The organism is Bacillus cereus group sp. N12, assembly GCF_016483575.1.
GTDB lineage: Bacteria > Bacillota > Bacilli > Bacillales > Bacillaceae_G > Bacillus_A > Bacillus_A toyonensis.
Genome location: NZ_JAEHBO010000080.1, coordinates 1 through 23,465, shown reverse-complemented (window position 1 = coordinate 23,465; position 23,465 = coordinate 1). Strand labels below are relative to the sequence as shown.

Genomic DNA, 23,465 nt, shown 5'->3' with positions numbered 1-23,465 from the left:
GTTTTTCCACAAGCGAGGATGCATTGTAGTTTGTCATCATTTTCAATGACGAAATATGTAATTGCATGCTCTTGTTGTTCTATAATGATAGCAGATAGTTTGGCAACTTCTTGCATAGAACGATTTATAAATACTTTAGAAATAAGGAATCCAGCATGTATTTCTGCAGGCTGTTGTAATAGTTCATTTGCCTCTGCAAATAATAATTTTTCATTCATTGTCTGTATCGCTTTTTCGTTTTCTTTTTGAGAGATAAGAAGTTGTGCTACTTTTGCTGGAATATCAGTTTCGCTACTATTTAATTGTTTAGAAACATCTTTCATAATTTGTTGCTGTTGTCCCATTAATTTCAGTGTGCGCCAGCCAGCGATAAACGTTAATCGAATACCACCTTTATTGCGCTCCCAATTAAGTACTTGAATAAGACCTACTTCACCTGTACGTCTCAGATGAGTTCCACCACAGCCGTTATAATCAAAGTTTTCGATAATAACAACGCGTATATTTTCGGTTAAAGTCGGTTCTTTACGAAGAGGTAACGTTTTCGCTTCCTCTAAGTTCATCCACTGAATACGGATTGGGTGGTTTTCAAAAACAATATTGTTGGCAATTTGCACTGCTTTTTCAATCGTTTCTGCAGGAAGATTTTCTGTTTCTAAATCAATTGTCACCGTATCTTTTCCAAGGTGGAATCCGATAGTGGGTATGTTAAAATGATCCCAAAAAGCAGCAGATAAAATGTGCTGAGCTGCATGTTGCTGCATATGATCAAAACGGCGCTCCCAATTAATTTTACCTTCTACTTCTGCTGTTTCTAATTGTTCTGCAATGAAGTGGCGGATTTCTCCATTTACTTCTTCAACATTAGTGACTAAGGTACCATTTAGTGTGCCAGTATCATATGGTTGTCCACCGCCTGTTGGGTAAAATGCCGTTTCATTTAAAACAACATATAAGTTATCTTCTTTATCATAATCTTGCTTTATAATTTTCGTAGTAAAGTCTTTCGTATAAGCGTCGATGTAATATAATTTTTGCTCCAATTTTCTTTCCCCTTTCGTATTCACTAGTTTCATTGTAAAACAATTGAAATAAGTTTCCTAATATTTCAGAAGAAAGAAACTATTTTTAGAATTTTCTTGCTATAATAAGGAAAAGAAAATGCGGGGGTGGAATGAAATGCTATATGAAAACGGCGTAGATAAACTGCTTAGTTTAAACAGAAATATTTCTGAATTATACCGAGAATTAAATGAAATGGCCCGGATTTTAACGGAGTGTAATCGAGAAAGCGTGAAATTTGATCGGTTATATGTAAAAGAGTTACTGTGGAAAAAAGAAGATGTGATAGAGAAGTATGATCAATTACTTGTGCAGCTTTGTATGAATGAATGCTTTGATTTAAAAAGTGTAATTACTGGCGAATATAAGTATACATATGAAGAAGTAGAAAGTATTGTTTTACAATTTAATGAAAAGTATAACGTAGCAATTTTAATTAAAGATATTTGTAAAGAATTACAGTTTACATATGGCATTGATATGGACATATCGAGAGCGGCTCGGGTGCAAACATCTCAAGTATAAAAAGGAAAAAGAAAGCAGATCCTTTGCTTTCTTTTTTTATGTAAGAAAAGGGAGAGTAGGTTTAAAGATGAAGGGGAAGTTACAAAATATTCATCCACTTGGCATGACAATTATAATAGGGACATTATTTGCAAGGTTTGCAACTTCAATGAGTATTCCTTTTTTAGCAATTTATTTAACAACTGTTAAAGACGTTTCAGCTGGAATGACGGGTGCTATTATTGGAACGAGTGCGCTTGTTGGAGTGTTTGCTAGTTTTATTGGGGGCAATTTATCGGATCGATTTGGTCGGAAGATGATTATAATATGGTCCATGATTGTTTGGGTGTTTGTATTTATCGGATTTTCAGTTGCAGATCATGTTTTGAGTTTCTTTTTATTAAACGCTTTGAATGGATTATGTCGTTCTTTTTTTGAACCGACATCAAGAGCGTTATTATCAGATTTAACAAAGCCAGAGTATCGGTTACTCGTCTATAACTTACGATATGGTGCAATAAATGTTGGGGTTGCGATTGGACCAATTGTTGGATTACAGCTCGGAAGTGCAAAATCAACAATTCCTTTTTTAGTAGCCGCTGGAGTTTACATTCTATATACAGCTATATTAGCACTGCAATTTAAGAAATATCCACTTAGTAAAAAGAAAATGAATACAGAAAATCCTGTTACAATGCTAAATGCAATTCGTATATTGCGAAAGGATGTAGTATTTTTAGTTGCGTTAGTCGGTATTATTTTGAGTAATAGTGGTTTTTCACATTTAACGACGACAGTATCTCAATATTTTGCTAATGCACATATATTTCAGGATGGGGTAAAGTTGTTCTCATATATGCTAGCTTTAAATGCAATTGTAGTAGTGGTTATTCAATACCCTGTCATTCAAATGTGTAAAAAGTATACACCGTTAGCATCAATTATGGTTGGAACGTTATTTGTGAGTGGGGGATTATTTGGATTTGGACTAGTAGAATCTATGTTAGGAGCAGCTATTTGTACCATTATTTTCACATTTGGAGAAGTTTTAATGTTTTCAATGACAGATGTATTTATTGATGAGATCGCTGATTCCAACCTGAAAGGAACATACTTCGGAGCGATGGGCTTTTCAGGAATTGGAGGAGTAATTGGTCCTTGGTTTGGGGGAGTACTACTCGATTATTACGGGTATCAAAATGGGTTTGTAGTATTTTTAGCGCTAGCCCTATTTTCAACTGTAGCATTTCCTGTACTTTTAGTTACAAAAGATTTATTGAAAAAAAGGTACGATAGAAATTATAATATAGAAATACAAGTGAAATAAAATAAGCCCCAGCAACTTGCTGGGGCTTATTTTTGTATTTACGTTAACTCTCAATTTGAAAAAAGAACCTTCTTTTCATGCTTATTGGCAACTTCATTTTTGGAAATATGAATGGCTAAAAATCCATTCTCTAAGCAGGCTAGCATCTTCTTATAAATGATAGTAGTAGGTAAAGAGATTGTTCGCTGTAAAGAAGTATTTTTATGAAGTATGCATATATTTAGGCCTGTCTCCATCTTTTTAATGCGTACATTTTGTTCAGTCACATTTGGTACATCTGTTTCCAAAATGTATTCTTCCTCTGTTTCACAAAGATCGATATGAATTTCATTTGGAAAACTAAAGTTGCTACAAGAATCAGAACAAAATTGATCCATCCATTCTTCGAAACCATCAACATGAAAAAGACAATCCTTCTTTTTCTTGCCCATGTAAGACACCCTCCGTAAAATATCAATTCATATCATGTTATGCATGAATGAAATAGAGGTGAAGAATAAATGGCAAAATATAAACATTTTATGTCGAATATACACAGTATGTGAATATTTTCTTATTACATATCATGATGCGCATGGTTTTTTTGGCGTGAATGGTTACGATTTTTTACTTTATGAGATCCGCTTAATGGTTCAGGTTGTCCTTTTTTTTCTTTCGATTCACGATTGTTTTTTCCCATTGTATGTGACACCTCCTCTTTCTATTTAGAATGAGAGAAGTTTGTAAATTTATACGAGAATGTTTTTAGAAAAAAGGGTAAAGATAAATGGGACTAACTATTATGGAAAGGGGATTGTATAATGCCATATCATAAAGATAAGCAACAAGCTTTTCAAGCAGCTCAGCAAGGGGTTACACAAGCAGAAAATTCATTTAACAATATCGTGAAAAATGATCCGAACTACGGTCATGATTTAAAAGAGTTACGTCAAGAGGTTCAGGAAGCGTATGAACAAATTCAAAATGCACTAGAAGTAGCTTCGGAAACGCAACGTCCACAACTTGAGCAATACGAAAATAATCTTCAAAATATTATGCGAAATGTAGATCAACTAGAAAAGTAAAAGAGGTTGTTGCGTATTCGACAACCTTATTACTTTAACGAACGCTATGTTAAAACAGAAGGTTTTTCTATTAGTTTTTTCTTTACTATGTGCAGTACATATATTTCAAGTGGAAAAAGTGGAAGCGAAAATGTTGCTTAGAAAAGAGCTAGAACCAACTGGCTATGTAACGTGGGAAGTACCTAATAGTGAAAAAATTATCGCAATTACATTTGACGATGGACCTGATCCAACTTATACACCACAAATATTAAATTTATTACGCCAATATAAAGCAGAAGCGACTTTTTTTATGATTGGATTCCGTGTGCAGCGTAATCCATATTTAGTAAAGCAAGTGTTAAAAGAGGGGCATGAAATTGGAAATCATACGATGAATCATTTGTATGCGAGTAATTCATCTGATGAAAAATTAGAAAATGATATTTTAGATGGAAAGAAATACTTTAAAAAATGGGTGAAAGAACCTTTGTTGTTCCGTCCTCCAGGCGGATATATTAACGATGCTGTATTTAAAACAGCTAAAGAAGCTGGTTATCAAACTGTTCTATGGTCGTGGCATCAAGACCCTCGTGATTGGGCGAATCCAGGTACTGAGTCCATTGTAAATCATGTTGTGAAACATGCTAAAAGTGGAGATATTGTACTGTTGCACGATGGAGGAAGTGATCGTAGTCAAACAGTGGCAGCGTTATCGAAAATTTTACCTGAGCTTAAAAAGCAAGGATATCGATTTGTAACGGTTTCGGAGTTATTACGTTATAAACATTAGAAAAAAACCAAAAGGCAGACATACCTTTTGGTTTTTTTGTTACTGATTCTTTTTACGTTTCTTATTATTTTGTCGCTCTGCTGGAGTTAACGCCTCATTTGAAAACTCTTCGTTATAACCAGCACCTTGTCCTTGTGCGGATGCAACATTCATTCCTGAAATAGTATGATTTGCTTTTCGTTTACTCATTTTTCTCACCTCTATAATGTTTTTTTATAGATAAAACATGAGCTGTTCATAACATATATGAACGTAAAGTAAAGCGCTGAAAGAGTACTTTACTTTATGGTAATAGTATTCATAAGGAGCATGAACACTATTCAAATTTAGAAATATAAAGAAAACTTATGATAATCCATAAGTTTCTTATTATTTACTTATTTAGAAAGTTGTAATAAGATATTATCGTAAGGTATTGAAAAGTTTGTCTACATTTTATATTCAGACAACTTAGTCACGTTTAACAGGGGGGAAACATAATGGTCAAACATAATCCATTTCAATCACGCGCAACTTTCGAAGTAGATGGAAAAACGTATCATTATTATCAATTGAAAGCGCTTGAAAACGCAGGGGTTGGCAACGTATCTCAATTACCATATTCCGTGAAAGTTTTACTTGAATCTGTACTGCGTCAAGTAGACGGACGCGTAATTACAGAAGAACATGTTACAAATTTAGCGAAATGGGGAACGAAAGATGTTCAAGATATCGATGTTCCATTTAAACCATCTCGTGTAATTTTACAAGACTTCACAGGTGTTCCAGCTGTTGTAGATTTGGCTTCGCTTCGTAAAGCAATGGCAGACATGGGCGGAGATCCTGATAAAATTAATCCAGAAATTACTGTAGACCTTGTAATTGATCACTCTGTACAGGTTGATAGAGCGGGTACGGCAGATGCGCTTGCATTCAACATGGACTTAGAGTTTAAACGTAATGAAGAACGTTATAAATTTTTAAGCTGGGCACAAAAATCATTTGATAACTATCGTGCAGTTCCACCAGCAACAGGTATCGTACACCAAGTAAACCTTGAATATTTAGCACCAGTTGTTCACGCGGTGAAAAATGCTGAAGGCGATTTAGTTGCATACCCAGATTCATTAGTTGGAACAGACTCACATACAACGATGATTAACGGTATCGGCGTTCTTGGATGGGGCGTTGGTGGTATTGAAGCAGAAGCAGGAATGCTTGGACAGCCTTCATACTTCCCAGTACCTGAAGTAATCGGTGTGAAATTAACTGGTACACTTCCAAGTGGTACTACAGCAACTGACGTTGCATTAAAAGTAACACAAGTATTACGTCAAAAAGGTGTAGTTGGTAAATTCGTTGAGTTCTTCGGTGATGGACTAAAGAGCATGCCTTTAGCTGACCGTGCAACAATTTCAAACATGGCACCAGAATACGGTGCAACTTGTGGATTCTTCCCAATTGACGATATTTCATTAGAATACTTACGTTTAACAGGTAGAGATGAAGAACAAATTCGCGTTGTTGAAGAATATTGTAAAGCGAACGGCTTATTCTATACAGCAGGCAGCAAAGATCCAATTTACACTGATCTTGTTGAAATTGATTTAAATACAATTGAATCTAACCTTTCTGGACCGAAACGCCCACAAGATTTAATTCCACTTTCAGATATGAAAGATGCGTTCCACAAAGCTGTTGTAGCACCAGTTGGAACACAAGGACTTGGATTTAATGCGCAAGAGTTCGATAAAGAAGTGAAGGTTACATTAGAAGATAAAGAAGTAACGATGAAAACAGGTGCAATTGCAATCGCTGCAATTACAAGCTGTACAAATACATCAAACCCATACGTATTAATTGGGGCAGGTCTAGTTGCGAAGAAAGCAATTGAAAAAGGGCTTGTAGTACCTGAGTACGTAAAAACATCATTAGCACCAGGATCTAAAGTTGTTACTGAGTACTTAGATAAATCAGGTTTAACAACATATTTAGATCAATTAGGTTTCCAAACAGTTGGTTACGGCTGTACGACTTGTATCGGTAACTCTGGTCCACTAGCAGAGGAATTAGAAGAAGCAATCGCAGCAAACGATTTATTAGTAACATCTGTTTTATCTGGTAACCGTAACTTTGAAGGTCGTATTCACCCGCTTGTAAAAGCAAACTATTTAGCATCACCACCACTTGTTGTGGCATATGCACTTGCAGGTACTGTTGATATTGACCTGAAAAATGATGAAATTGGTAAAGATGCAAATGGCAATGCTGTATACTTCAATGATATTTGGCCATCAGCTAAAGAAATTGAAGATGTAGTTCAAAGTGTTGTTACATCTGAATTGTTCAAGAAAGAATATGCACAAGTATTTAACAGCAATGAGCGTTGGAATGAAATCCAAACTTCAAATGAAGCTTTATATACTTGGGATAATGATTCAACATACATTCAAAACCCACCATTCTTTGAAGGATTATCTAAAGAACCAGGTGAAGTTGAAACATTATCAGGTTTACGCATTGTTGGTAAATTTGGAGATTCTGTAACGACAGACCATATTTCACCAGCAGGTTCAATTGGTAAGCACACACCAGCTGGACGCTACTTATTAGAAAACGGCGTACAACCAGTTGACTTTAACTCTTACGGTTCTCGTCGTGGTAACCATGAAGTTATGATGCGTGGTACATTCGCGAACATCCGTATTAAAAACCAAATCGCACCAGGAACAGAAGGCGGATATACAACATATTGGCCAACTGGGGAAGTAACATCTATCTATGATGCTGCTATGAAATATAAAGAAGATGGCACAGGCCTTCTAGTTGTTGCTGGTAAAGATTACGGTATGGGAAGTTCTCGTGACTGGGCTGCGAAAGGTACAAACTTATTAGGTATTAAAGCAGTAATCGCAGAAAGCTTCGAGCGTATTCACCGTAGTAACTTAGTGTTAATGGGTGTGTTACCACTTCAATTTAAAGATGGCGAAAGTGCTGAAACGTTAGGTCTTGTTGGTAACGAGTCATTTGAAATTCAAATTGACAAAACAGTTAGACCACGCGATCTTGTAAAAGTAGTTGCAACTGATGTAGATGGCAACGAAAAACAATTTGAAGTAGTAGCTCGTTTCGATAGTGAAGTTGAAATTGACTACTACCGTCACGGTGGTATCTTACAAATGGTTCTTCGTGAGAAAATTGAAGAATCTAAAGTGTCGAACTAAATAATTGAAATGAACGAGAAGGAAGCTAACAACTGTTAGCTTCCTTATTTTATGGAAAGGGATGAAACCATTTGGTTTCATCCCTTTCTTTTTACTATAAAAAATGGAGGAAACGTCATGAAAGAATATAAAAGAATATTGTTACCGTTACAGAAAGAAAAATTATTAGTAATAGCAGCTGTATGTAGTGGATGCTTTGCTGCTATTTTAAACTTATCCCGTCCACTATTCATGGGGCTAATTGTAGATAACCTGATTCAGCGGGAGTTAAAAGCTACGTATGTATATATTGCATTGTTTGTGGGGAGCCGCTTGTTGATGTGGGTGAACAATCTTTCATTTGATTATGTAAGCTCAAAAGCGAGTCAACGAATATTGCGAAAGAAGCGTATAGATGTATTGCGTCATTTTTTCTTATTACCATTTGAAGAGAGTGAGAAGATTAAGCAAGGAGAGTTAGAGACGCTAGTTGTGTCTGATATTCCGAATTGGGTCAGATTATATGGTTCTATATTAATAGAATATATTCACGCTATTGCGCAATTTATAGGTGCGTTCATAGCACTACAACATATAGATATGAAGTTTATATTGTGGGTAACTCCGTTTTTATTTTTTAGTGCAATGGTTCCGATGTTGATGGGGAAAAAGGTCAGGAATATCGCAAGCATCGCTCAAAACAATCAATCAAGTGTTGTAGAGATGGTGTCGCAGTTTGTAAAAGGCGTACAAGATTTACGTAGTTTGCAAAAAGAAAAGTGGGCCATTCGCTTATTTAAAGGAGTAACAGCACAATCCTATAAAACAGAAGTAAAGAAGACGATGATGCAACACTGTATTGGAGTAGTTGGAACAGTGATTGAAACAGGAGCATATATCGTTGTTCTCATTATAGGCGCGCAGAAAATAATGAAGGGGGAAATGGAAGTTGGTGCACTTGTTGCCGTGTTAGCTACAATTGAAATGCTCTTTTTTCCAGTTCGTTACGTTGGCGATTTATTAATGATGACACAAGTTGCAGCTGCTTCGGCAAATAGAGTTTTTTCTTTTTTAGATAAACGAGGGGCAGATAGAAAGGTAGAAAGAGCGATGGGGATGACGATAACAAATGTTTCATTTCAGGAAAGTGATGGAGAGAAATGCAGAATTCATAATATTGATTTGCAAATTCACCCTGGTGAACTCGTTATTATTGTGGGAGAAAGTGGCGCAGGAAAGGCGACGCTTTTAAAATTAATGACAGGTTTGTATAAACCATCTAACGGTAGCATTGTTTATTATGGTAATGAGGCTCGTATGACTACAGTGTGGCAAGAACCTCGTTTCTTTCGGACGACAGTAAAAGAGAATGTGCATTTCGGAGAAGAGTATTTAGAAAATCAATTAGAAAAAAATATTGAACTTGTAAATGTGAAACCGATTATTAGAGATTTATCAGAAGGGATTGAAACTGAACTACATAAAAGCGGTGTAGAATTTTCTGGAGGGGAAAGAAAACGTCTTGCATTATTACGTGCCATTGTTTCAAATCCGAATCTTATTATTTTAGATGAACCAACCGCGGGATTAGATCCGAGAAATCAAGAAACTGTTTGGAATATGATAGAAGGATTAGGAAGAGAGGTCACGAGAATTGTGGCAACACATGATGTCGAGAGGGCGATGATAGCGGATTGGGTTGTTGTCATGAATAATGGAATTGTTGTGGAATGTGGGGATCCTAGAGAGTTATTAACATATAAGTCATTTTTCAAAAAGATGTTAATAAAAAGATAAGAGCGATATAATGCTCTTATCTTTATTCATTCTTATTAAGTTGATACGTATAAGGCTCAGTATCGTTAGTACTAAACTCTTTCATTAGAGTCAGTTGGTTTGTATCTGGATTATATTTGAAAATTTTGACCGTATGTTCGCTACTTAGAGATGAATTATATTCTTGAATGGCAAATGTATTTTCAGCAATCTGTGTCATATTACTGGTCGAAACATTTTCTATAGAATCATGATTTGTAGAAATTTCAACGACTCTTTCACCATTGAAAAATACAAGAACAATTACCAAAACAACTAAACATATTCGTATATAACGAAGTTCTTTACTTATAGGATGTTCTCCCAAAATAATCATCCCTCCTATAACTATTGTATAGTAGTGGTGGTAGTCGTCGTGAAGAAACTAAGAACACCAAGGCCGGCTAATAGGATAAATGAGATAAGAGCGATATAGAGACAAATAAGTCCCACTTGCTTTTTTTCAGGATCTTTACTGAAGAGCGAGATAATCCAAGTGATAATGCCAATTGGGGAAAATATAAAACTAAGAATATATAATAGTATTTTTTCAAGTAAATTCATAAAAATATCCTCCTTTTTGACATTTCTATATGTGCCGTTTTCTTCTTATTACTGCTGCCGTTATGTAGGAAAGTACAGAATAAACAGCACTAAAAACAATCCAAGCATCAAAGCTTTGTAAAGCTAGGTGTATGTCAAATTCAGAGACGGTAATGAAAAATATAATAGGGACAGTAAAAGAAATAATAATAGCAGCCCATTTAAATTTATATAGCAAGCTGCTAAAACAAATACATAGTAATGGTAAAGTGAAAAAAATGAAAGTGAAAGGGTTGATAAGCAATTGTAAAATATATATCACCTCGCATTTTTTTGTATATATTTCTAATTATATGATAAAAAGGTAAATATTTCATGTATATTACAAATATTCCGATTATTTTGACTGTGAATATTTCCAAGCTCGTCCGTATAAGCTAAAATAAGGTATATAGTATTTTGATGAATTTGTTAAAAGTACATAAACACGTTAGGGTGATATAAAATGTGGCGGAAGCTTACGATTATTGTAGTGTTACTTTGTTTAGCGGGATATGCAGCTTATGAACAGTTCGGTAATAAAGATCAGGCGGTACAAGGGAAGCAAGAAAAAAGTGAAGCTGCTATGAAAGAGATGATTGCAAGTAATGGTATTGAAGTAGGAAAGAGTGCACCAAACTTTGAATTAACTAAGTTAGATGGAACGAATGTAAAGCTATCGGATTTAAAAGGAAAGAAAGTTATTTTAAATTTTTGGGCAACGTGGTGTGGGCCTTGTCAGCAAGAAATGCCTGATATGGAGGCTTTCTATAAAGAACATAAAGAAAACGTAGAAATTTTAGCAATAAATTATACGCCTTCAGAAAAAGGTGGGGGAGAAGAAAAAGTAAGCAATTTTGCTAAGGAAAAAGGGATTACTTTTCCTATTTTATTGGACAAGAACATTGATGTGACAACAGCTTATAAAGTAATTACGATCCCAACTTCGTATTTTATAGATACGAAAGGCGTCATTCAGGATAAGTTCATTGGACCGATGACGCAAAAAGAGATGGAAAAACGAATTGCTAAATTAAAATAACGGTGAAAAGGTAGAGGTGGAGAGTTCCCATTTCTGCCTTTTCTTTTTCAAGTAGTCATAACTTCATGATATGATGTAAGAAATATAAACGTTTAGAGATAAAGGAGTGTATGGAGTGGGGAATGTATCCTTACCGTTAGATTATGTTGTAATTGATTTTGAAACAACAGGATTTAACCCTTATAATGATAAAATTATTCAAGTTGCAGCTGTGAAATATCGTAATCATGAACTGGTAGATCAATTTGTTTCATACGTGAATCCAGAGCGTCAGATTCCGAGCCGAATTACGAGTTTAACAGGTATTACAAATTATCGTGTTTCAGATGCACCCACGATTGAAGAAGTTTTACCTTTATTTTTAGCATTTTTACATAAAAATGTTATTGTGGCTCATAATGCTTCTTTTGACATGCGCTTTTTGAAAAGTAATGTAAATATGCTTGGGTTTCCTGAACCTAAAAATAAGGTGATTGACACTGTGTTTTTAGCAAAAAAATATATGAAGCACGCACCTAATCATAAACTTGAGACGTTAAAGCGAATGCTTGGAATTCGTCTAAGTTCTCATAATGCATTTGACGACTGTATTACGTGTGCAGCTGTTTATCAAAAATGTACATCTATTGAAGAAAAAGGGAAACGAAAAGTAAATAAGGCTGTGCTTGATGAAACTGCGGTATACGAAGCGGTGAAAGAAATACTTGTCCGCAATAAACGCAATGTAGAATGGCTGCGTTGTATGAACGTAGGAAGTTATTTAGATATAAAAGCTTTTTATCCAGTTATGAGATTAAAAGTAAAAGGACGAAAGAAATACGTATTAACAGAAATAGTAGAAGATGATGTGAAAGAAATATGTACGAGCTTAATATGTGAACCTGCTCTAAAAAGTGAAGTTGGTAATACAAGAGTTATGCTTAATAGCTTAGCGGATGTCTTGAAATTAGAAAGTTATATTTTAGAACAGTATGATTTTGTATTACAAGCACTTGATACGTATAGAGAAAATGAAACGAATGCAGATGAGAAGCTCAAAGAGTATTTAAATGTTATGGTATAAAAAACGCTATGTACAAATTATTGTACATAGCGTTTTTTTTAGGAGTACTAAAACATAAAATTTTCTTGCAAATCTGATTAAAGAGTTTTTTGTTTGCTCATACTATGTAGTAAGAATGAGAAAGAGAGAGGGTGAACAGCATGAGAAGAAGTCGCCGCAAATCGTTTGAAGAACTTGTAAATGAAAATAAACAACAATTATTAAGCGATCGTGATGCAATTGATCGCATTGAAGAGCGTATTGAGAAACGTTATGAAATGAAACTTTTTAAGCAAGCTGAATAATTCTTAACACTAGTACGATACTAGTGTTAAGGAGGCGATAGTAATGGGTAATCCGAAAAAGAATTCAAAAGATTTTGCACCGAATCATATTGGAACGCAATCGAAAAAAGCTGGTGGCAATAAAGGAAAACAAATGCAAGACCAAACTGGTAAACAACCGATTGTTGATAACGGTTAAAAGGAGAATGTTATCATTCTTCTTTTTTATGAGGGAATGAAAGACGTTTTGTAACAGTAATATGAAAAAAGGGCTGACAAAAGTCAGCCCTTTTTTGTAATCGTAAAGTTTTCAACGAGTAAACGCCAATTTTGCGGGAATGGTAAACCAATCTTCCAATAACTAATACCACCGATGCCCTGTTCTTTCATTAAATTAAATTTACTTTGTACGGACCGTGAATCTTCAAACCAAACTTCGTGTTGTACGCCGTTTTCGTCAAAGTAATTGAAATGAGGAGCTTGAGCCGTGAAATCATAGCGGATAGGAACATTATATTTACGAGCTAGTGCAACAGCTGCAACAGAGCTGATTGCTTTTGCGGGTGGATTTCCTTGTTTGAACGGAAGTTTCCAATCGAAACCGTATAAATTTTGCCCCATCATAATTTTTTGTGGTGGCATTTGAGATTTCGCATATTGAAGTACTTCTTTCACAGGACCAATAGGAGAAATCGCCATCGGTGGCCCGCCTTGCCAACCCCAGTCGTATGTCATAATGACGACGAAATCAACAATTTGTCCTTGTGCTTTATAATCGTGAGCCTCAAAAAATTTCCCTTTTTGATTGGAACTTGTTTTGGGTACAAGCGTTGTACTTAATGTGTACCCGCTAGGTAAGCGTGTTTTCACATTTCGTAAAAAGCGATTGTATGCCTCGCGGTCTTCGGGTGCCACACTCTCGAAATCGAAATGAATGTCTCGCATGCCATATTTTTCAGCTGTTTGCAAAATGTTAGTAATAAACTTGTTTTGGATTGTTGCATCGCGTAAAATAACCGATGTCAGATCGGCACTGAAATTTCCATTTTCAATATTTGTAATAACGAGCATAGGGATGGTTTTACCTTGCGTTGCAATATTAGCGATTTTCGCTGTTTCCGTTGGTTCTTTTAAAGTGCCGTCTCTTTTTGCTTCAAAGCTGAAGTAGGCTAAATATGTTAAAAATGGATTAATAGCACGTGTAGCATTTACTAAACTTTCTTTTATCGGTATTGTTGAAGGTTGTAAATAAGCGATGGATTCTACTGCTCGTTTTGTACCTTTTGGTATATATAATTGTTGTCCGACATGGAGAATAGATTTTAATGAAAGGTTATTAACTTTAGCTAAGCTAGCGAGAGGAACGTTATACGTTTGAGAAATTCGATATAAGCTGTCACCAGGCTGTACATAATAATTATTTCCTTTTGTATTAACGATAAGTGCCTGACCAACAACGAGTGTTTCAGCAGGATTTAGTCCATTGTCTTTTACAATTTCTTCAGGTGTAGATCCGTACTTTGATGCTAAACCATAAACACTATCACCGCTACGAACAGTTACAATTTGGATCATGTGTTTGCCCCTTTCGGTAAAAGATTCACTGTTTTTATTTTATTTTTGATTCCACTGTATTATGATTAAATGTATGCAAGGTAGCAGAAGTGAAAGAAGGCGAATAGAAATGTTTGTAGCAGAATATGAAGTTGAAATCCGCTATGCGGAAACAGACCAGATGGGTGTTGTTTACCATTCAAACTATTTAGTGTGGCTGGAACTTGGGCGCACGAAACTTATACAAGAATTAGGATTTTCATATGTTGAAATGGAGAAAGAGGGAATTATTTCTCCTGTATTAGATTTGCAAATTTCATATCGTAAAGCGATGCGTTACGGAGAAAAAGCAATTGTGAAAACGTGGATTGATACTGTGAGCCCGCTTCGTGTTGTATATGGTTATGAAATATATAACGGTGATGGTGAGCTTTGCATCACTGCAAGTACGACGAATATTTGTGCGAAAAAAGAAGGGTTCCGCCCTGTATCATTTAAAAAATTATATCCTGAGTGGTATGCGAAATATGAGGAAATTAAAAAGAAATAAAAAAAGCGTGGCAGAAGCCACGCTTTTTTTACTTCTCATAATTAAATTGAGGGAAATCATCACCGTCGTTAAGTGTAACAGATAAATTATGTCCATCGAAGAACCACTCATCATCGCCTTCAATAAAGAAGTTAATACCTTCTTCTTGAGTTTGAACAGCAGGATGTGCAGGGTCATCTTTACGAATACCTAAAGAAAGTCCTTTTTGCACAGTACTGCAACCGCCGTATTGTACGAAAAGGCGTAGTGTTTCACCTGATTGTAAGTTTAATTCGTTTTTATACCATTGTGCTGCTTCTTTTGTTACGGAAAGATTCATGTATAGTTCCTCCAAATTATGTTGCTTTTTCTTTAGTATAAAAAATAACGCAAAAAGACGCTATTAATATGCTTCACGTTTTCTTTTTGCGTTATGTGGGTTACAACCTTATTTTTGCTTTTTTGAGAAGTTTGCTTTCGGTTCGGTTTTATTTATAATTCGTCCGATATTTGCACGGTGTTTATAAATAACCATACCTGCTAATAAACACATCGCAATAATGAAGATTTTATCCCCGCTAACAATGGATGCAATAACAGCAACGACAGCTGTTACCATAGAAGAAAGTGATACGTATCTTGTTGTAAATAAAAGGGTGAAAAATACAACAGCTAATATTGCAAAAACAACTGGTGAGTAGCATAATAGCACCCCGGCAGAAGTTGCAACTGCTTTACCACCACGGAATTTTGCAAAAATCGGATATACATGTCCAAGAACAGCTGCTAATCCGAACCATAGTGGGTGAATATCTAATCCGAAAATTATCGGTAGACCTGTTGCTAATGTCCCTTTTAAAATGTCAGCAATTGTAACGGTAAAACCTGCTTTTTTCCCTAATGTGCGGAATGTATTTGTTCCGCCTAAATTACCGCTTCCGTGCTCACGAATGTCGATTCCATAGCCGATTTTTCCAACGACTAATGCAAATGGAATCGAGCCAAGTAAGTAGGCAACGATAAATAAAAGATATGTAGTAACCATAAGTTCAGTCTCCTTTATTCAAATGTGTTGATAAAGGGTAAAAAGAGTTTTTCCCGTTTATTGTACCATACATTTGTAAAGAGCACATTTCTTTTTTGTAAATGAAAAATTCATTATTTCGTGAAAAAAAATTCACAGGAATGTTACATTTCTCACAGAAACAACAAGACTATATGTTGTAACATTTTAATCAAAAGATAACAACATATTGATGGAGGGTTATAAATGTTACAACGAAATACACGTGGAGAAGAATTAATGAAAGTGTTTGGGACAATTGTCCACGGCAATGAACAAGATTTAATGCAAGAGAATGCAAATGTAGATGGGCGCTCTCCGATGGGAGTAATGGGAACGTTCGCATCTGAGAGTGCAAAATATTATGCAGTTGAAAATTTATTGTCAGACCAAGTGAAAAAAGCGATAAATGAAAATATATTATATCCACATGATTTAGATTTTTATGCGACAGGAACGACGACTTGTTCGCAAATTCCGTTAGCACAAATGCTTGCTAACGGTTTTCATACTGGACATGGACATATGAGACAACCGCAAGACATTAAAAGTGCGTTGGCACTTTCGTCTATTATTTTTCAAGCGAATCAAAATATGCAGCACGGTGGTCAATCGTTTGCACTCTTTGATATTGATTTAGCTCCCTATGTGAGAAAAACCGTACTGAGACATAAAAAGCGACTACAATCATATCCGCTTACGAAAGAACAAATTGAGGAATTCGCATGGAAAGAAACAGAAAGCGATACGTATCAGGCGTGTGAAGCTTTCGTTCATAATTCAAATAGTATGCATAGTAGGGGCGGGGGACAAGTACCGTTTATTTCTATTAATTACGGAACAGACACATCGAGAGAGGGAAGGCTTTTAATTAAACAGCTGTTAAAAGCAACGCAAGCTGGACTTGGAAAAGGAGAAACACCGATTTTCCCTATTCAAATTTTTAAAATGAAAAAAGGTGTAAACTTTGAAGAATGTGACCCGAACTATGATTTGTTTGAATTAGCACTAGAGACGACAGCAGAGCGATTATTCCCTAATTTTTCATTTTTAGATGCGTCGTTTAATGCAGTGCACTATGATGGACGACCTGAAAGTGAAGTATGTTACATGGGATGTCGCACTCGTGTTATGTCTAATATACATGGAGAAGAAACGGCAATAGGAAGAGGTAATTTGTCGTTTACTTCTATTAATTTAGTGAAATTAGGGCTAATTAGTGGATCGAAAGAAGCGTTTTTTGAAGCGCTAAATTATTACTTGGATTTAGGAATTAAGCAATTATTAGAGAGATTCGCGTATCAATGTACGAAGCGAGCGAGAGATTTTCGATTTTTATATTCACAAGGTGTATGGCGTGGCGGAGAAACATTACAGCCTGAAGATTCTGTAGCACCTATTTTAAAGCAAGGGACGTTAAGTATTGGTTTTATCGGTCTTGCGGAATGTTTAGTAGCTTTAACAGGAAAGCATCATGGGGAAGATGAAGAGTCATGGAAACTTGGATATGAAATTATTTCCTTTATGAGGGAGAGAATGGATAAGGCGACGGAAGAACATCAACTGAATTTCTCAATAATTGCAACTCCTGCAGAAGGTTTATCAGGGAAGTTTGTGAAAAAAGATAGAGAGGAATTTGGTGAGATTAGCGGTATAACGAACCATAATTACTATACGAATTCATTCCATATTCCAGTTTATTATAACATTCAAGCGATAAATAAAATCCGTTTAGAAGGACCTTTTCATGCTCTATGTAATGGGGGGCATATTACGTATATTGAATTAGACGGAGCAGCGATGCATAATCAAAAGGCGTTAAAACAAATTGTACAAGCGATGGCAGAGCATGGCGTTGGGTACGGTTCAATTAATCATCCTGTTGATCGTTGTACATGCTGCAGCTATCACGGAGTTATTGGAAATGAATGTCCAAGCTGCGGAAATGAAGACGAGACCAATATAGAAAGAATTCGCCGTATAACTGGCTATCTTGTGGGAGATATGTCGAAGTGGAATAGTGCGAAACGTAGCGAAGAGATGGATCGGGTGAAGCATAAATGAAAGTGATGAATATCATTCATGATAGTGTAGTAGATGGAGAAGGGTTGCGGACAGTCGTGTTTTTTGCGGGCTGTCCGCATCGTTGTTTCGGGTGTCATAACCCGAAATCTTGGAATATTTGCAATGGAACTGAAATGACGGTAGAAGAAGTTGTGAAAGAGATTGCAAGTAATCCATTAACTGATGTAACATTTTCAGGTGGAGATCCGTTTTTTCAAGCTGTTGAAGTGAAAAAAGTAGCAAAAGCCGTGAAAGATTTGAAAAAAAATCTATGGATGTATACAGGTTATACGTTAGAAGAGATACAGAGTTCTCAAAATAATGATATGATAGAGTTGTTACACTATGGGGATGTTTTAGTCGATGGAAGATTTGAAATCGAGAAAAGAGATTTAACACTTCCATTTCGCGGAAGCTCCAATCAATGTATTATTCGATTGAAAGAGTAAAAAGGCGGGATAGATTATATGAATAAAACAGTATTACTTGTTGAAGACGAAAGAAGATTACGTGAAATTGTTAGTGATTATTTTCGTAATGAAGGCTTTGAAGTAATCGAAGCAGAAGATGGAAAAAAAGCGCTAGAGTTATTTGCAGAGCATGAAATTGATTTAATTATGTTAGATATTATGTTACCAGAAATAGATGGATGGTCTGTTTGTAGACGAATTAGAAAAGAATCAGCAGTACCAATTATTATGCTAACAGCACGTTCGGATGAGGATGATACATTGCTAGGTTTCGAATTAGGTGCAGACGAGTATGTAACGAAACCATTTAGCCCGAAAGTGTTAGTAGCTCGCGCGAAGACGTTATTGAAACGTGCGGATGGTGCGGTAGGAGTAGCGGAAGAAAATGCTATGTCTTTAGCTGGAATAGAAGTGAATCGTCTATCTAGAACTGTTTTAGTAGATGGAGAAGAAATTATATTGACGCATAAAGAATTTGAACTTCTCGTTTATTTAATGGAGAACAAAGGAATTGTGTTGTCACGTCAACATTTATTAGATCAGTTATGGGGATATGATTACTACGGTGATGACCGAACGGTTGATACGCATATTAAAAAATTGCGAAATAAGCTAGGAGATAAAGCGAAGCATATCGGTACTGTTATTCGAGTTGGTTATAAATTCGAAGAATAATCTGGAATGAATTGTGCACTTTAGCCCGGGAATTTAGCAATTTTATATCCTCTTTTTGAAGGTAGAATGTTCAAAAAATAATTTTCTTGTCTACAATGGTAGATAGGAGTATTTTTTTAATTGGATTTCACGATGAGTTCACAAGAAGGACACAAAACGTGACTATACTGAAAATACGAATTCACCAGAGAGGGGAAATAAAAAATGGGATATTACGACGGACCAAATTTGAATGAAGAGCATAGTGAAACGAGAGAAGTGAAAAAATCAGGAAGTAAAAAAGGTTATTTCTTCACAGGTTTAGTGGGAGCTGTAGTCGGGGCGGTTTCGATTAGTTTTGCAGCACCTTATATGCCATGGGTGCAAAATAATGGAGCGGCAGTTTCATCATTCAATTCTAATAAACAAGTAGAAGGTACTGTAGTTCCTGTTGTCAATAAATCAAAAAACGAAACTGATTTGCCAGGTATGGTTGAAGGTGCGAAAGATGTTGTTGTAGGTGTTATTAATATGCAACAAAGTGTCGATCCATTTGCAATGCAACCGACAGGTCAAGAACAACAAGCTGGTTCAGGATCAGGTGTTATTTATAAAAAAGCAGGAAATAAAGCATATATCGTAACGAACAACCACGTAGTAGATGGAGCGAATAAACTTGCTGTGAAACTAAGTGATGGAAAGCAAGTTGATGCAAAATTAGTTGGTAAGGATCCTTGGTTAGACTTAGCTGTTGTTGAAATTGACGGATCTAATGTAAATAAAGTTGCAAGTCTAGGTGACTCCAGTAAACTTCGTGCTGGTGAAAAAGCGATTGCAATCGGAAACCCACTTGGATTTGATGGCAGTGTAACGGAAGGTATAATCAGTAGTAAAGAACGCGAAATTCCAGTTGATATTGATGGGGACAAACGCCCAGATTGGCAAGCACAAGTTATTCAAACAGATGCAGCGATTAACCCTGGCAATAGTGGTGGTGCATTATTTAACCAAAACGGTGAAGTAATCGGTATTAACTCGAGTAAAATTGCGCAGCAAGAAGTTGAAGGAATCGGATTTGCAATTCCGATTAATATTGCAAAACCAGTCATCGAATCGCTTGAAAAAGATGGAGTAGTGAAACGTCCAGCGCTTGGAGTAGGTGTCGTTTCATTAGAAGATGTGCAAACATATGCAGTAAATCAGCTGAAAGTGCCAAAAGAAGTCACAAATGGCGTTGTATTAGGTAAAATCTATCCAATATCACCGGCAGAAAAAGCAGGTTTAGAGCAATATGATCTTGTAGTAGCATTAGATAATCAAAAGGTAGAGAATGCTCTTCAATTCCGTAAATATTTATATGAAAAGAAAAAAGTTGGCGAGAAAGTAGAAGTTACATTCTATCGCAATGGTCAAAAAATGACGAAATCAGCTACGTTAGCAGATAATTCAGCTACTAAGAATCAATAATCGGAATAAAAGAAAGTCTCTTTCATGTTGAAAGAGACTTTCTTTATCGGATATACTAAAGGAATAGGAGGGACTAATTATGACAATTGAAAACCCAACTCGTACGGAAATTGGTGAAGTATTGAAGAAAAGTAAAACGATTGCGGTTGTTGGATTATCAGATAAACCAGAACGTACATCGTATATGGTTTCAAAAGCGATGCAAGATGCAGGGTACCGCATTATACCGGTAAATCCAACAGTTGATGAAGTACTTGGAGAAAAGGCAGTTCCTTCACTGGCGGATATTAAAGAACATGTTGATATCGTAAACGTATTCCGCCGTTCAGAATTTTTAATGGGTGTTGCGAAAGAGTTTGTAGAGATTGATGCAGATGTTTTTTGGGCACAACTAGGAGTACAAGATGAAGATACATATAAACTTTTAAAAGAAAAAGACTATACTGTAATAATGGACCGTTGTATTAAAGTAGAACATGCGATGACAAAATAGTATAGATTTTAAAGATAGAAAGATTGATTCAGCCCTCGTTATAGATAAGTAGGGCCGATGAACGAGGTGTTCATCATGAGATTTTTTAAAGGCTGTTTTTGGGGATTGTTACTTGTTATCCCGTTTTGGATATTGATCATTTGGATCATGATAAAGGTTTGGAATGTGTAATCTTGGAATACATATCCATTTCTCGTTGACAAACGATTATTTTTCTGAAATAGTAGCCTAGAGGAATCCTTGTGAAAAAACAAGGATTTTTCTATTGAAAATGGTATATAAAAGAGATAAGATAACTTGCCAAAACTATAGTCGAGGCGTTATTCTATAATAGAAACATATGTTCTGATTTGATTAGGAAAGGGGCAAGGAGTTTGGCGAAGCATCAGTTCCAATACAATGAAGATGCAATTCAAGTGTTAGAAGGACTTGAAGCCGTTCGAAAACGCCCGGGTATGTATATCGGGAGTACGGATAGCCGTGGATTGCATCATTTAGTATATGAAATAGTAGATAACTCCGTTGACGAAGCGTTAGCGGGATTTGGCGACGAAATTTCTGTCGTAATACATAAAGATAATAGTATTAGCGTTATTGATAAAGGGCGAGGAATGCCTACGGGAATGCATAAACTTGGGAAACCTACACCTGAAGTTATTTTAACTGTACTTCATGCAGGTGGTAAGTTTGGTCAAGGTGGCTATAAAACGAGTGGTGGTTTACATGGTGTTGGGGCATCAGTTGTAAACGCCTTGTCAGAATGGTTAGTAGTAACAATTAAACGTGATGGTAACATTTATGAACAACGCTTTGAAAATGGTGGCGTTCCTGCAACGACGTTAGAAAAAATCGGGAAAACAAAAGAGTCTGGTACGACAATGCACTTCAAACCAGATACAACGATTTTCAGTACGACAAATTACAATTATGAAACATTATGTGAGAGATTACGTGAATCTGCATTCTTATTAAAAGGAATGAAAATCTCGATAAAAGACGAACGTAATGATTTAGAAGATATATTTCATTATGAAACAGGAATTGAAGCTTTCGTTTCATACTTAAACGAAGAAAAAGATTCAATTCATCCAGTTGTATATTTCACTGGTGAACAAAACGGGATTGAAGCAGAACTAGCATTCCAGTTTAATGATGGTTACTCAGAAAATATTCTTTCGTTTGTAAACAACGTACGTACAAAAGATGGTGGAACACACGAAGCTGGATTTAAAACAGCGATGACACGTGTGTTTAATGAGTATGCTCGTAAAGTTTCATTATTAAAAGAAAAAGATAAAAACTTAGAAGGTACAGATATTCGTGAAGGTGTAGCGGCTATCGTTTCTGTACGTGTACCAGAAGAAGTACTGCAGTTTGAAGGACAAACAAAAGGGAAACTTGGTACAAGTGAAGCCCGTTCTTCTATTGATGCAATTGTATCAGAGCATTTAGCTTACTTTTTAGAAGAAAACCCGGATGTAGCTACACTTCTTGTGAGAAAGGCAGTTAAAGCAGCGCAAGCACGTGAGGCTGCTCGTAAAGCGAGAGAAGAAGCACGTAGTGGTAAGAAAAAGAAAAAATCAGAAGGTACTTTAAGCGGGAAGTTAACACCTGCACAATCACGTAACCCTCAAAAAAACGAATTGTATTTAGTAGAGGGTGACTCGGCCGGCGGTTCAGCAAAGCAAGGGCGAGATCGTCGTTTTCAAGCGGTACTACCATTGCGTGGTAAAGTAATTAACACGGAGAAAGCAAAGCTTGCTGATATTTTTAAGAATGAAGAGATTAATACAATTATTTATGCAATTGGCGGCGGTGTAGGAAATGAATTCGCTGTTGAAGATATTAACTACGATAAAGTTGTTATTATGACCGATGCAGATACGGATGGAGCTCATATTCAAGTATTGTTATTAACTTTCTTCTACAGATATATGAAACCACTTATCGAAGCTGGTAAAGTATTTATTGCACTTCCACCTTTATATAAAGTAAGTAAAGGGAAAGGGAAAAGTGAAGTAATTGAATATGCATGGTCTGATGAAGAATTAGATGGTGTAACGAAAAAGGTCGGTAAAGGTTATATGTTGCAGCGCTATAAAGGACTTGGTGAAATGAATGCAGATCAGTTATGGGAAACGACGATGAACCCTGAAACGCGTACATTAATCCGAGTGAAAATTGATGATGCAGCAAGAGCAGAGCGCCGTGTAACTACATTAATGGGCGATAAAGTAGAACCGCGCCGTAAATGGATTGAGCGTAATGTACAATTTGGTATGCAAGAAGAAGGAAATATTTTAGAAAACGAAATGATTATGGAGACGGAGGTGGAATAACATGCAGGCAGAGAAGTTTCATGACCTCCCGCTTGAAGACGTGTTAGGTGACCGCTTTGCACGTTATAGTAAATATATAATCCAAGACCGCGCGCTTCCAGATGCGCGTGACGGTTTAAAGCCAGTACAAAGACGTATATTATATTCTATGTATGT

At 36.0% G+C, this 23,465-nt stretch carries 27 protein-coding genes; 18 read left to right on the top strand and 9 right to left on the bottom strand.

The genetic code is table 11. The features are described from left to right. The coding region (locus tag JDS92_RS25065; protein ID WP_199632686.1) for an alanyl-tRNA editing protein at nt 1-1,043 on the bottom strand (1,043 nt) is incomplete at its 3' end. A gap of 136 nt (nt 1,044-1,179) precedes the next feature. Here JDS92_RS25065 and JDS92_RS25060 point away from each other — a divergent pair. Both JDS92_RS25060 and JDS92_RS25055 read left to right on the top strand, forming a co-directional pair. Continuing rightward, nucleotides 1,180-1,587 carry a hypothetical protein gene (locus JDS92_RS25060; RefSeq protein ID WP_097958420.1) on the top strand — a complete coding sequence of 136 codons (408 nt, stop codon included), beginning with the start codon at nt 1,180-1,182 and terminating at the stop codon, nt 1,585-1,587. A gap of 67 nt (nt 1,588-1,654) precedes the next feature. Continuing rightward, the gene (locus JDS92_RS25055; protein WP_098711105.1) at nt 1,655-2,893 is read left to right on the top strand and encodes an MDR family MFS transporter; all 1,239 of its coding nucleotides are present in this window, start codon (nt 1,655-1,657) and stop codon (nt 2,891-2,893) included. 50 nt (nt 2,894-2,943) lie between these two features. Here the strand turns inward: JDS92_RS25055 and JDS92_RS25050 are convergent, their stop codons facing one another. Both JDS92_RS25050 and JDS92_RS25045 read right to left on the bottom strand, forming a co-directional pair. Further along, a complete protein-coding gene (locus JDS92_RS25050; RefSeq protein WP_140158427.1) occupies nt 2,944-3,324 on the bottom strand; it encodes an Hsp20/alpha crystallin family protein in 381 nt (126 codons plus the stop codon). Nucleotides 3,325-3,449: 125 nt separating this feature from the next. Further along, nucleotides 3,450-3,572 carry a small acid-soluble spore protein P gene (locus JDS92_RS25045; RefSeq protein WP_000517651.1) on the bottom strand — a complete coding sequence of 41 codons (123 nt, stop codon included), beginning with the start codon at nt 3,570-3,572 and terminating at the stop codon, nt 3,450-3,452. 121 nt (nt 3,573-3,693) lie between these two features. On the opposite strand from JDS92_RS25045, the gene JDS92_RS25040 reads away from it, so the two are divergent. Both JDS92_RS25040 and pdaB read left to right on the top strand, forming a co-directional pair. Beyond that, the gene (locus JDS92_RS25040; RefSeq protein WP_001146300.1) at nt 3,694-3,957 is read left to right on the top strand and encodes a hypothetical protein; all 264 of its coding nucleotides are present in this window, start codon (nt 3,694-3,696) and stop codon (nt 3,955-3,957) included. A gap of 46 nt (nt 3,958-4,003) precedes the next feature. Continuing rightward, the gene (pdaB, locus tag JDS92_RS25035; protein ID WP_002039311.1) at nt 4,004-4,729 is read left to right on the top strand and encodes a polysaccharide deacetylase family sporulation protein PdaB; all 726 of its coding nucleotides are present in this window, start codon (nt 4,004-4,006) and stop codon (nt 4,727-4,729) included. 39 nt (nt 4,730-4,768) lie between these two features. Here pdaB and sspO read toward each other — a convergent pair whose 3' ends face one another. Then, a complete protein-coding gene (sspO, locus tag JDS92_RS25030) occupies nt 4,769-4,918 on the bottom strand; it encodes a small acid-soluble spore protein O (protein WP_000044267.1) in 150 nt (49 codons plus the stop codon). A gap of 290 nt (nt 4,919-5,208) precedes the next feature. Between sspO and acnA the strand changes: the two genes are divergently transcribed. Together acnA and JDS92_RS25020 are read left to right on the top strand one after the other, a co-directional pair. Then, on the top strand, nt 5,209-7,932 hold the full coding sequence (gene acnA / locus JDS92_RS25025; protein ID WP_087968847.1) for an aconitate hydratase AcnA: 2,724 nt from the start codon (nt 5,209-5,211) through the stop codon (nt 7,930-7,932). A 117-nt stretch (nt 7,933-8,049) separates the two neighbouring features. Next, the gene (locus JDS92_RS25020) at nt 8,050-9,708 is read left to right on the top strand and encodes an ABC transporter ATP-binding protein (protein ID WP_199632685.1); all 1,659 of its coding nucleotides are present in this window, start codon (nt 8,050-8,052) and stop codon (nt 9,706-9,708) included. A gap of 22 nt (nt 9,709-9,730) precedes the next feature. On the opposite strand, the gene JDS92_RS25015 is transcribed toward JDS92_RS25020, so the two are convergent. Then, nucleotides 9,731-10,063, bottom strand: a complete 333-nt coding sequence (locus tag JDS92_RS25015; protein ID WP_097953676.1) for a YmzC family protein — start codon at nt 10,061-10,063, stop codon at nt 9,731-9,733. 11 nt (nt 10,064-10,074) lie between these two features. Continuing rightward, nucleotides 10,075-10,290: a hypothetical protein gene (locus JDS92_RS25010; protein ID WP_097958413.1), complete on the bottom strand. Its 216-nt coding sequence runs from the start codon at nt 10,288-10,290 to the stop codon at nt 10,075-10,077. A 484-nt stretch (nt 10,291-10,774) separates the two neighbouring features. Here JDS92_RS25010 and JDS92_RS25005 point away from each other — a divergent pair, with 484 nt between their 5' ends. From JDS92_RS25005 to sspN, 4 genes are all read left to right on the top strand, one after another. After that, entirely contained in the window at nt 10,775-11,350 is a 576-nt protein-coding gene (locus JDS92_RS25005) for a redoxin domain-containing protein (RefSeq protein ID WP_000269081.1), read from the top strand. A gap of 115 nt (nt 11,351-11,465) precedes the next feature. Further along, nucleotides 11,466-12,413 (top strand): 3'-5' exonuclease, encoded by a 948-nt coding sequence (locus JDS92_RS25000; RefSeq protein WP_098711103.1) that lies wholly within the window; start codon nt 11,466-11,468, stop codon nt 12,411-12,413. Nucleotides 12,414-12,553: 140 nt separating this feature from the next. Further along, nucleotides 12,554-12,697: an FbpB family small basic protein gene (locus tag JDS92_RS24995; RefSeq protein ID WP_001254699.1), complete on the top strand. Its 144-nt coding sequence runs from the start codon at nt 12,554-12,556 to the stop codon at nt 12,695-12,697. A 43-nt stretch (nt 12,698-12,740) separates the two neighbouring features. Continuing rightward, complete coding sequence (gene sspN / locus JDS92_RS24990) at nt 12,741-12,875, top strand: acid-soluble spore protein SspN (protein WP_000527987.1); 135 nt, start codon at nt 12,741-12,743, stop codon at nt 12,873-12,875. A gap of 83 nt (nt 12,876-12,958) precedes the next feature. On the opposite strand, the gene JDS92_RS24985 is transcribed toward sspN, so the two are convergent. Then, on the bottom strand, nt 12,959-14,251 hold the full coding sequence (locus JDS92_RS24985; RefSeq protein WP_000614830.1) for a glycoside hydrolase family 18 protein: 1,293 nt from the start codon (nt 14,249-14,251) through the stop codon (nt 12,959-12,961). A gap of 109 nt (nt 14,252-14,360) precedes the next feature. On the opposite strand from JDS92_RS24985, the gene JDS92_RS24980 reads away from it, so the two are divergent. Next, nucleotides 14,361-14,780: an acyl-CoA thioesterase gene (locus JDS92_RS24980; RefSeq protein WP_000495823.1), complete on the top strand. Its 420-nt coding sequence runs from the start codon at nt 14,361-14,363 to the stop codon at nt 14,778-14,780. A 28-nt stretch (nt 14,781-14,808) separates the two neighbouring features. On the opposite strand, the gene JDS92_RS24975 is transcribed toward JDS92_RS24980, so the two are convergent. Both JDS92_RS24975 and plsY read right to left on the bottom strand, forming a co-directional pair. Next, a complete protein-coding gene (locus JDS92_RS24975) occupies nt 14,809-15,099 on the bottom strand; it encodes a HesB/YadR/YfhF family protein (protein WP_001054451.1) in 291 nt (96 codons plus the stop codon). 108 nt (nt 15,100-15,207) lie between these two features. Next, nucleotides 15,208-15,804 (bottom strand): glycerol-3-phosphate 1-O-acyltransferase PlsY, encoded by a 597-nt coding sequence (gene plsY, locus JDS92_RS24970; RefSeq protein ID WP_000258971.1) that lies wholly within the window; start codon nt 15,802-15,804, stop codon nt 15,208-15,210. 225 nt (nt 15,805-16,029) lie between these two features. Between plsY and JDS92_RS24965 the strand changes: the two genes are divergently transcribed. From JDS92_RS24965 to JDS92_RS24935, 7 genes are all read left to right on the top strand, one after another. Next, complete coding sequence (locus tag JDS92_RS24965; protein ID WP_000941745.1) at nt 16,030-17,886, top strand: anaerobic ribonucleoside triphosphate reductase; 1,857 nt, start codon at nt 16,030-16,032, stop codon at nt 17,884-17,886. Next, complete coding sequence (nrdG, locus tag JDS92_RS24960; RefSeq protein ID WP_097854488.1) at nt 17,883-18,335, top strand: anaerobic ribonucleoside-triphosphate reductase activating protein; 453 nt, start codon at nt 17,883-17,885, stop codon at nt 18,333-18,335. The genes JDS92_RS24965 and nrdG overlap by 4 nt, the downstream gene beginning before the upstream one ends. Nucleotides 18,336-18,353: 18 nt before the next feature. After that, nucleotides 18,354-19,031: a response regulator transcription factor gene (locus JDS92_RS24955; protein WP_001044679.1), complete on the top strand. Its 678-nt coding sequence runs from the start codon at nt 18,354-18,356 to the stop codon at nt 19,029-19,031. A gap of 204 nt (nt 19,032-19,235) precedes the next feature. After that, a complete protein-coding gene (locus JDS92_RS24950) occupies nt 19,236-20,477 on the top strand; it encodes a S1C family serine protease (protein ID WP_000542629.1) in 1,242 nt (413 codons plus the stop codon). Between the two features lie 79 nt (nt 20,478-20,556). Then, the gene (locus JDS92_RS24945) at nt 20,557-20,970 is read left to right on the top strand and encodes a CoA-binding protein (protein WP_000151385.1); all 414 of its coding nucleotides are present in this window, start codon (nt 20,557-20,559) and stop codon (nt 20,968-20,970) included. Between the two features lie 374 nt (nt 20,971-21,344). Beyond that, a complete protein-coding gene (parE, locus tag JDS92_RS24940) occupies nt 21,345-23,309 on the top strand; it encodes a DNA topoisomerase IV subunit B (RefSeq protein WP_001062195.1) in 1,965 nt (654 codons plus the stop codon). A gap of 1 nt (nt 23,310) precedes the next feature. Then, a partial coding sequence (locus JDS92_RS24935; protein ID WP_199632684.1) for a DNA gyrase subunit A occupies nt 23,311-23,465 on the top strand: 155 nt, incomplete at its 3' end.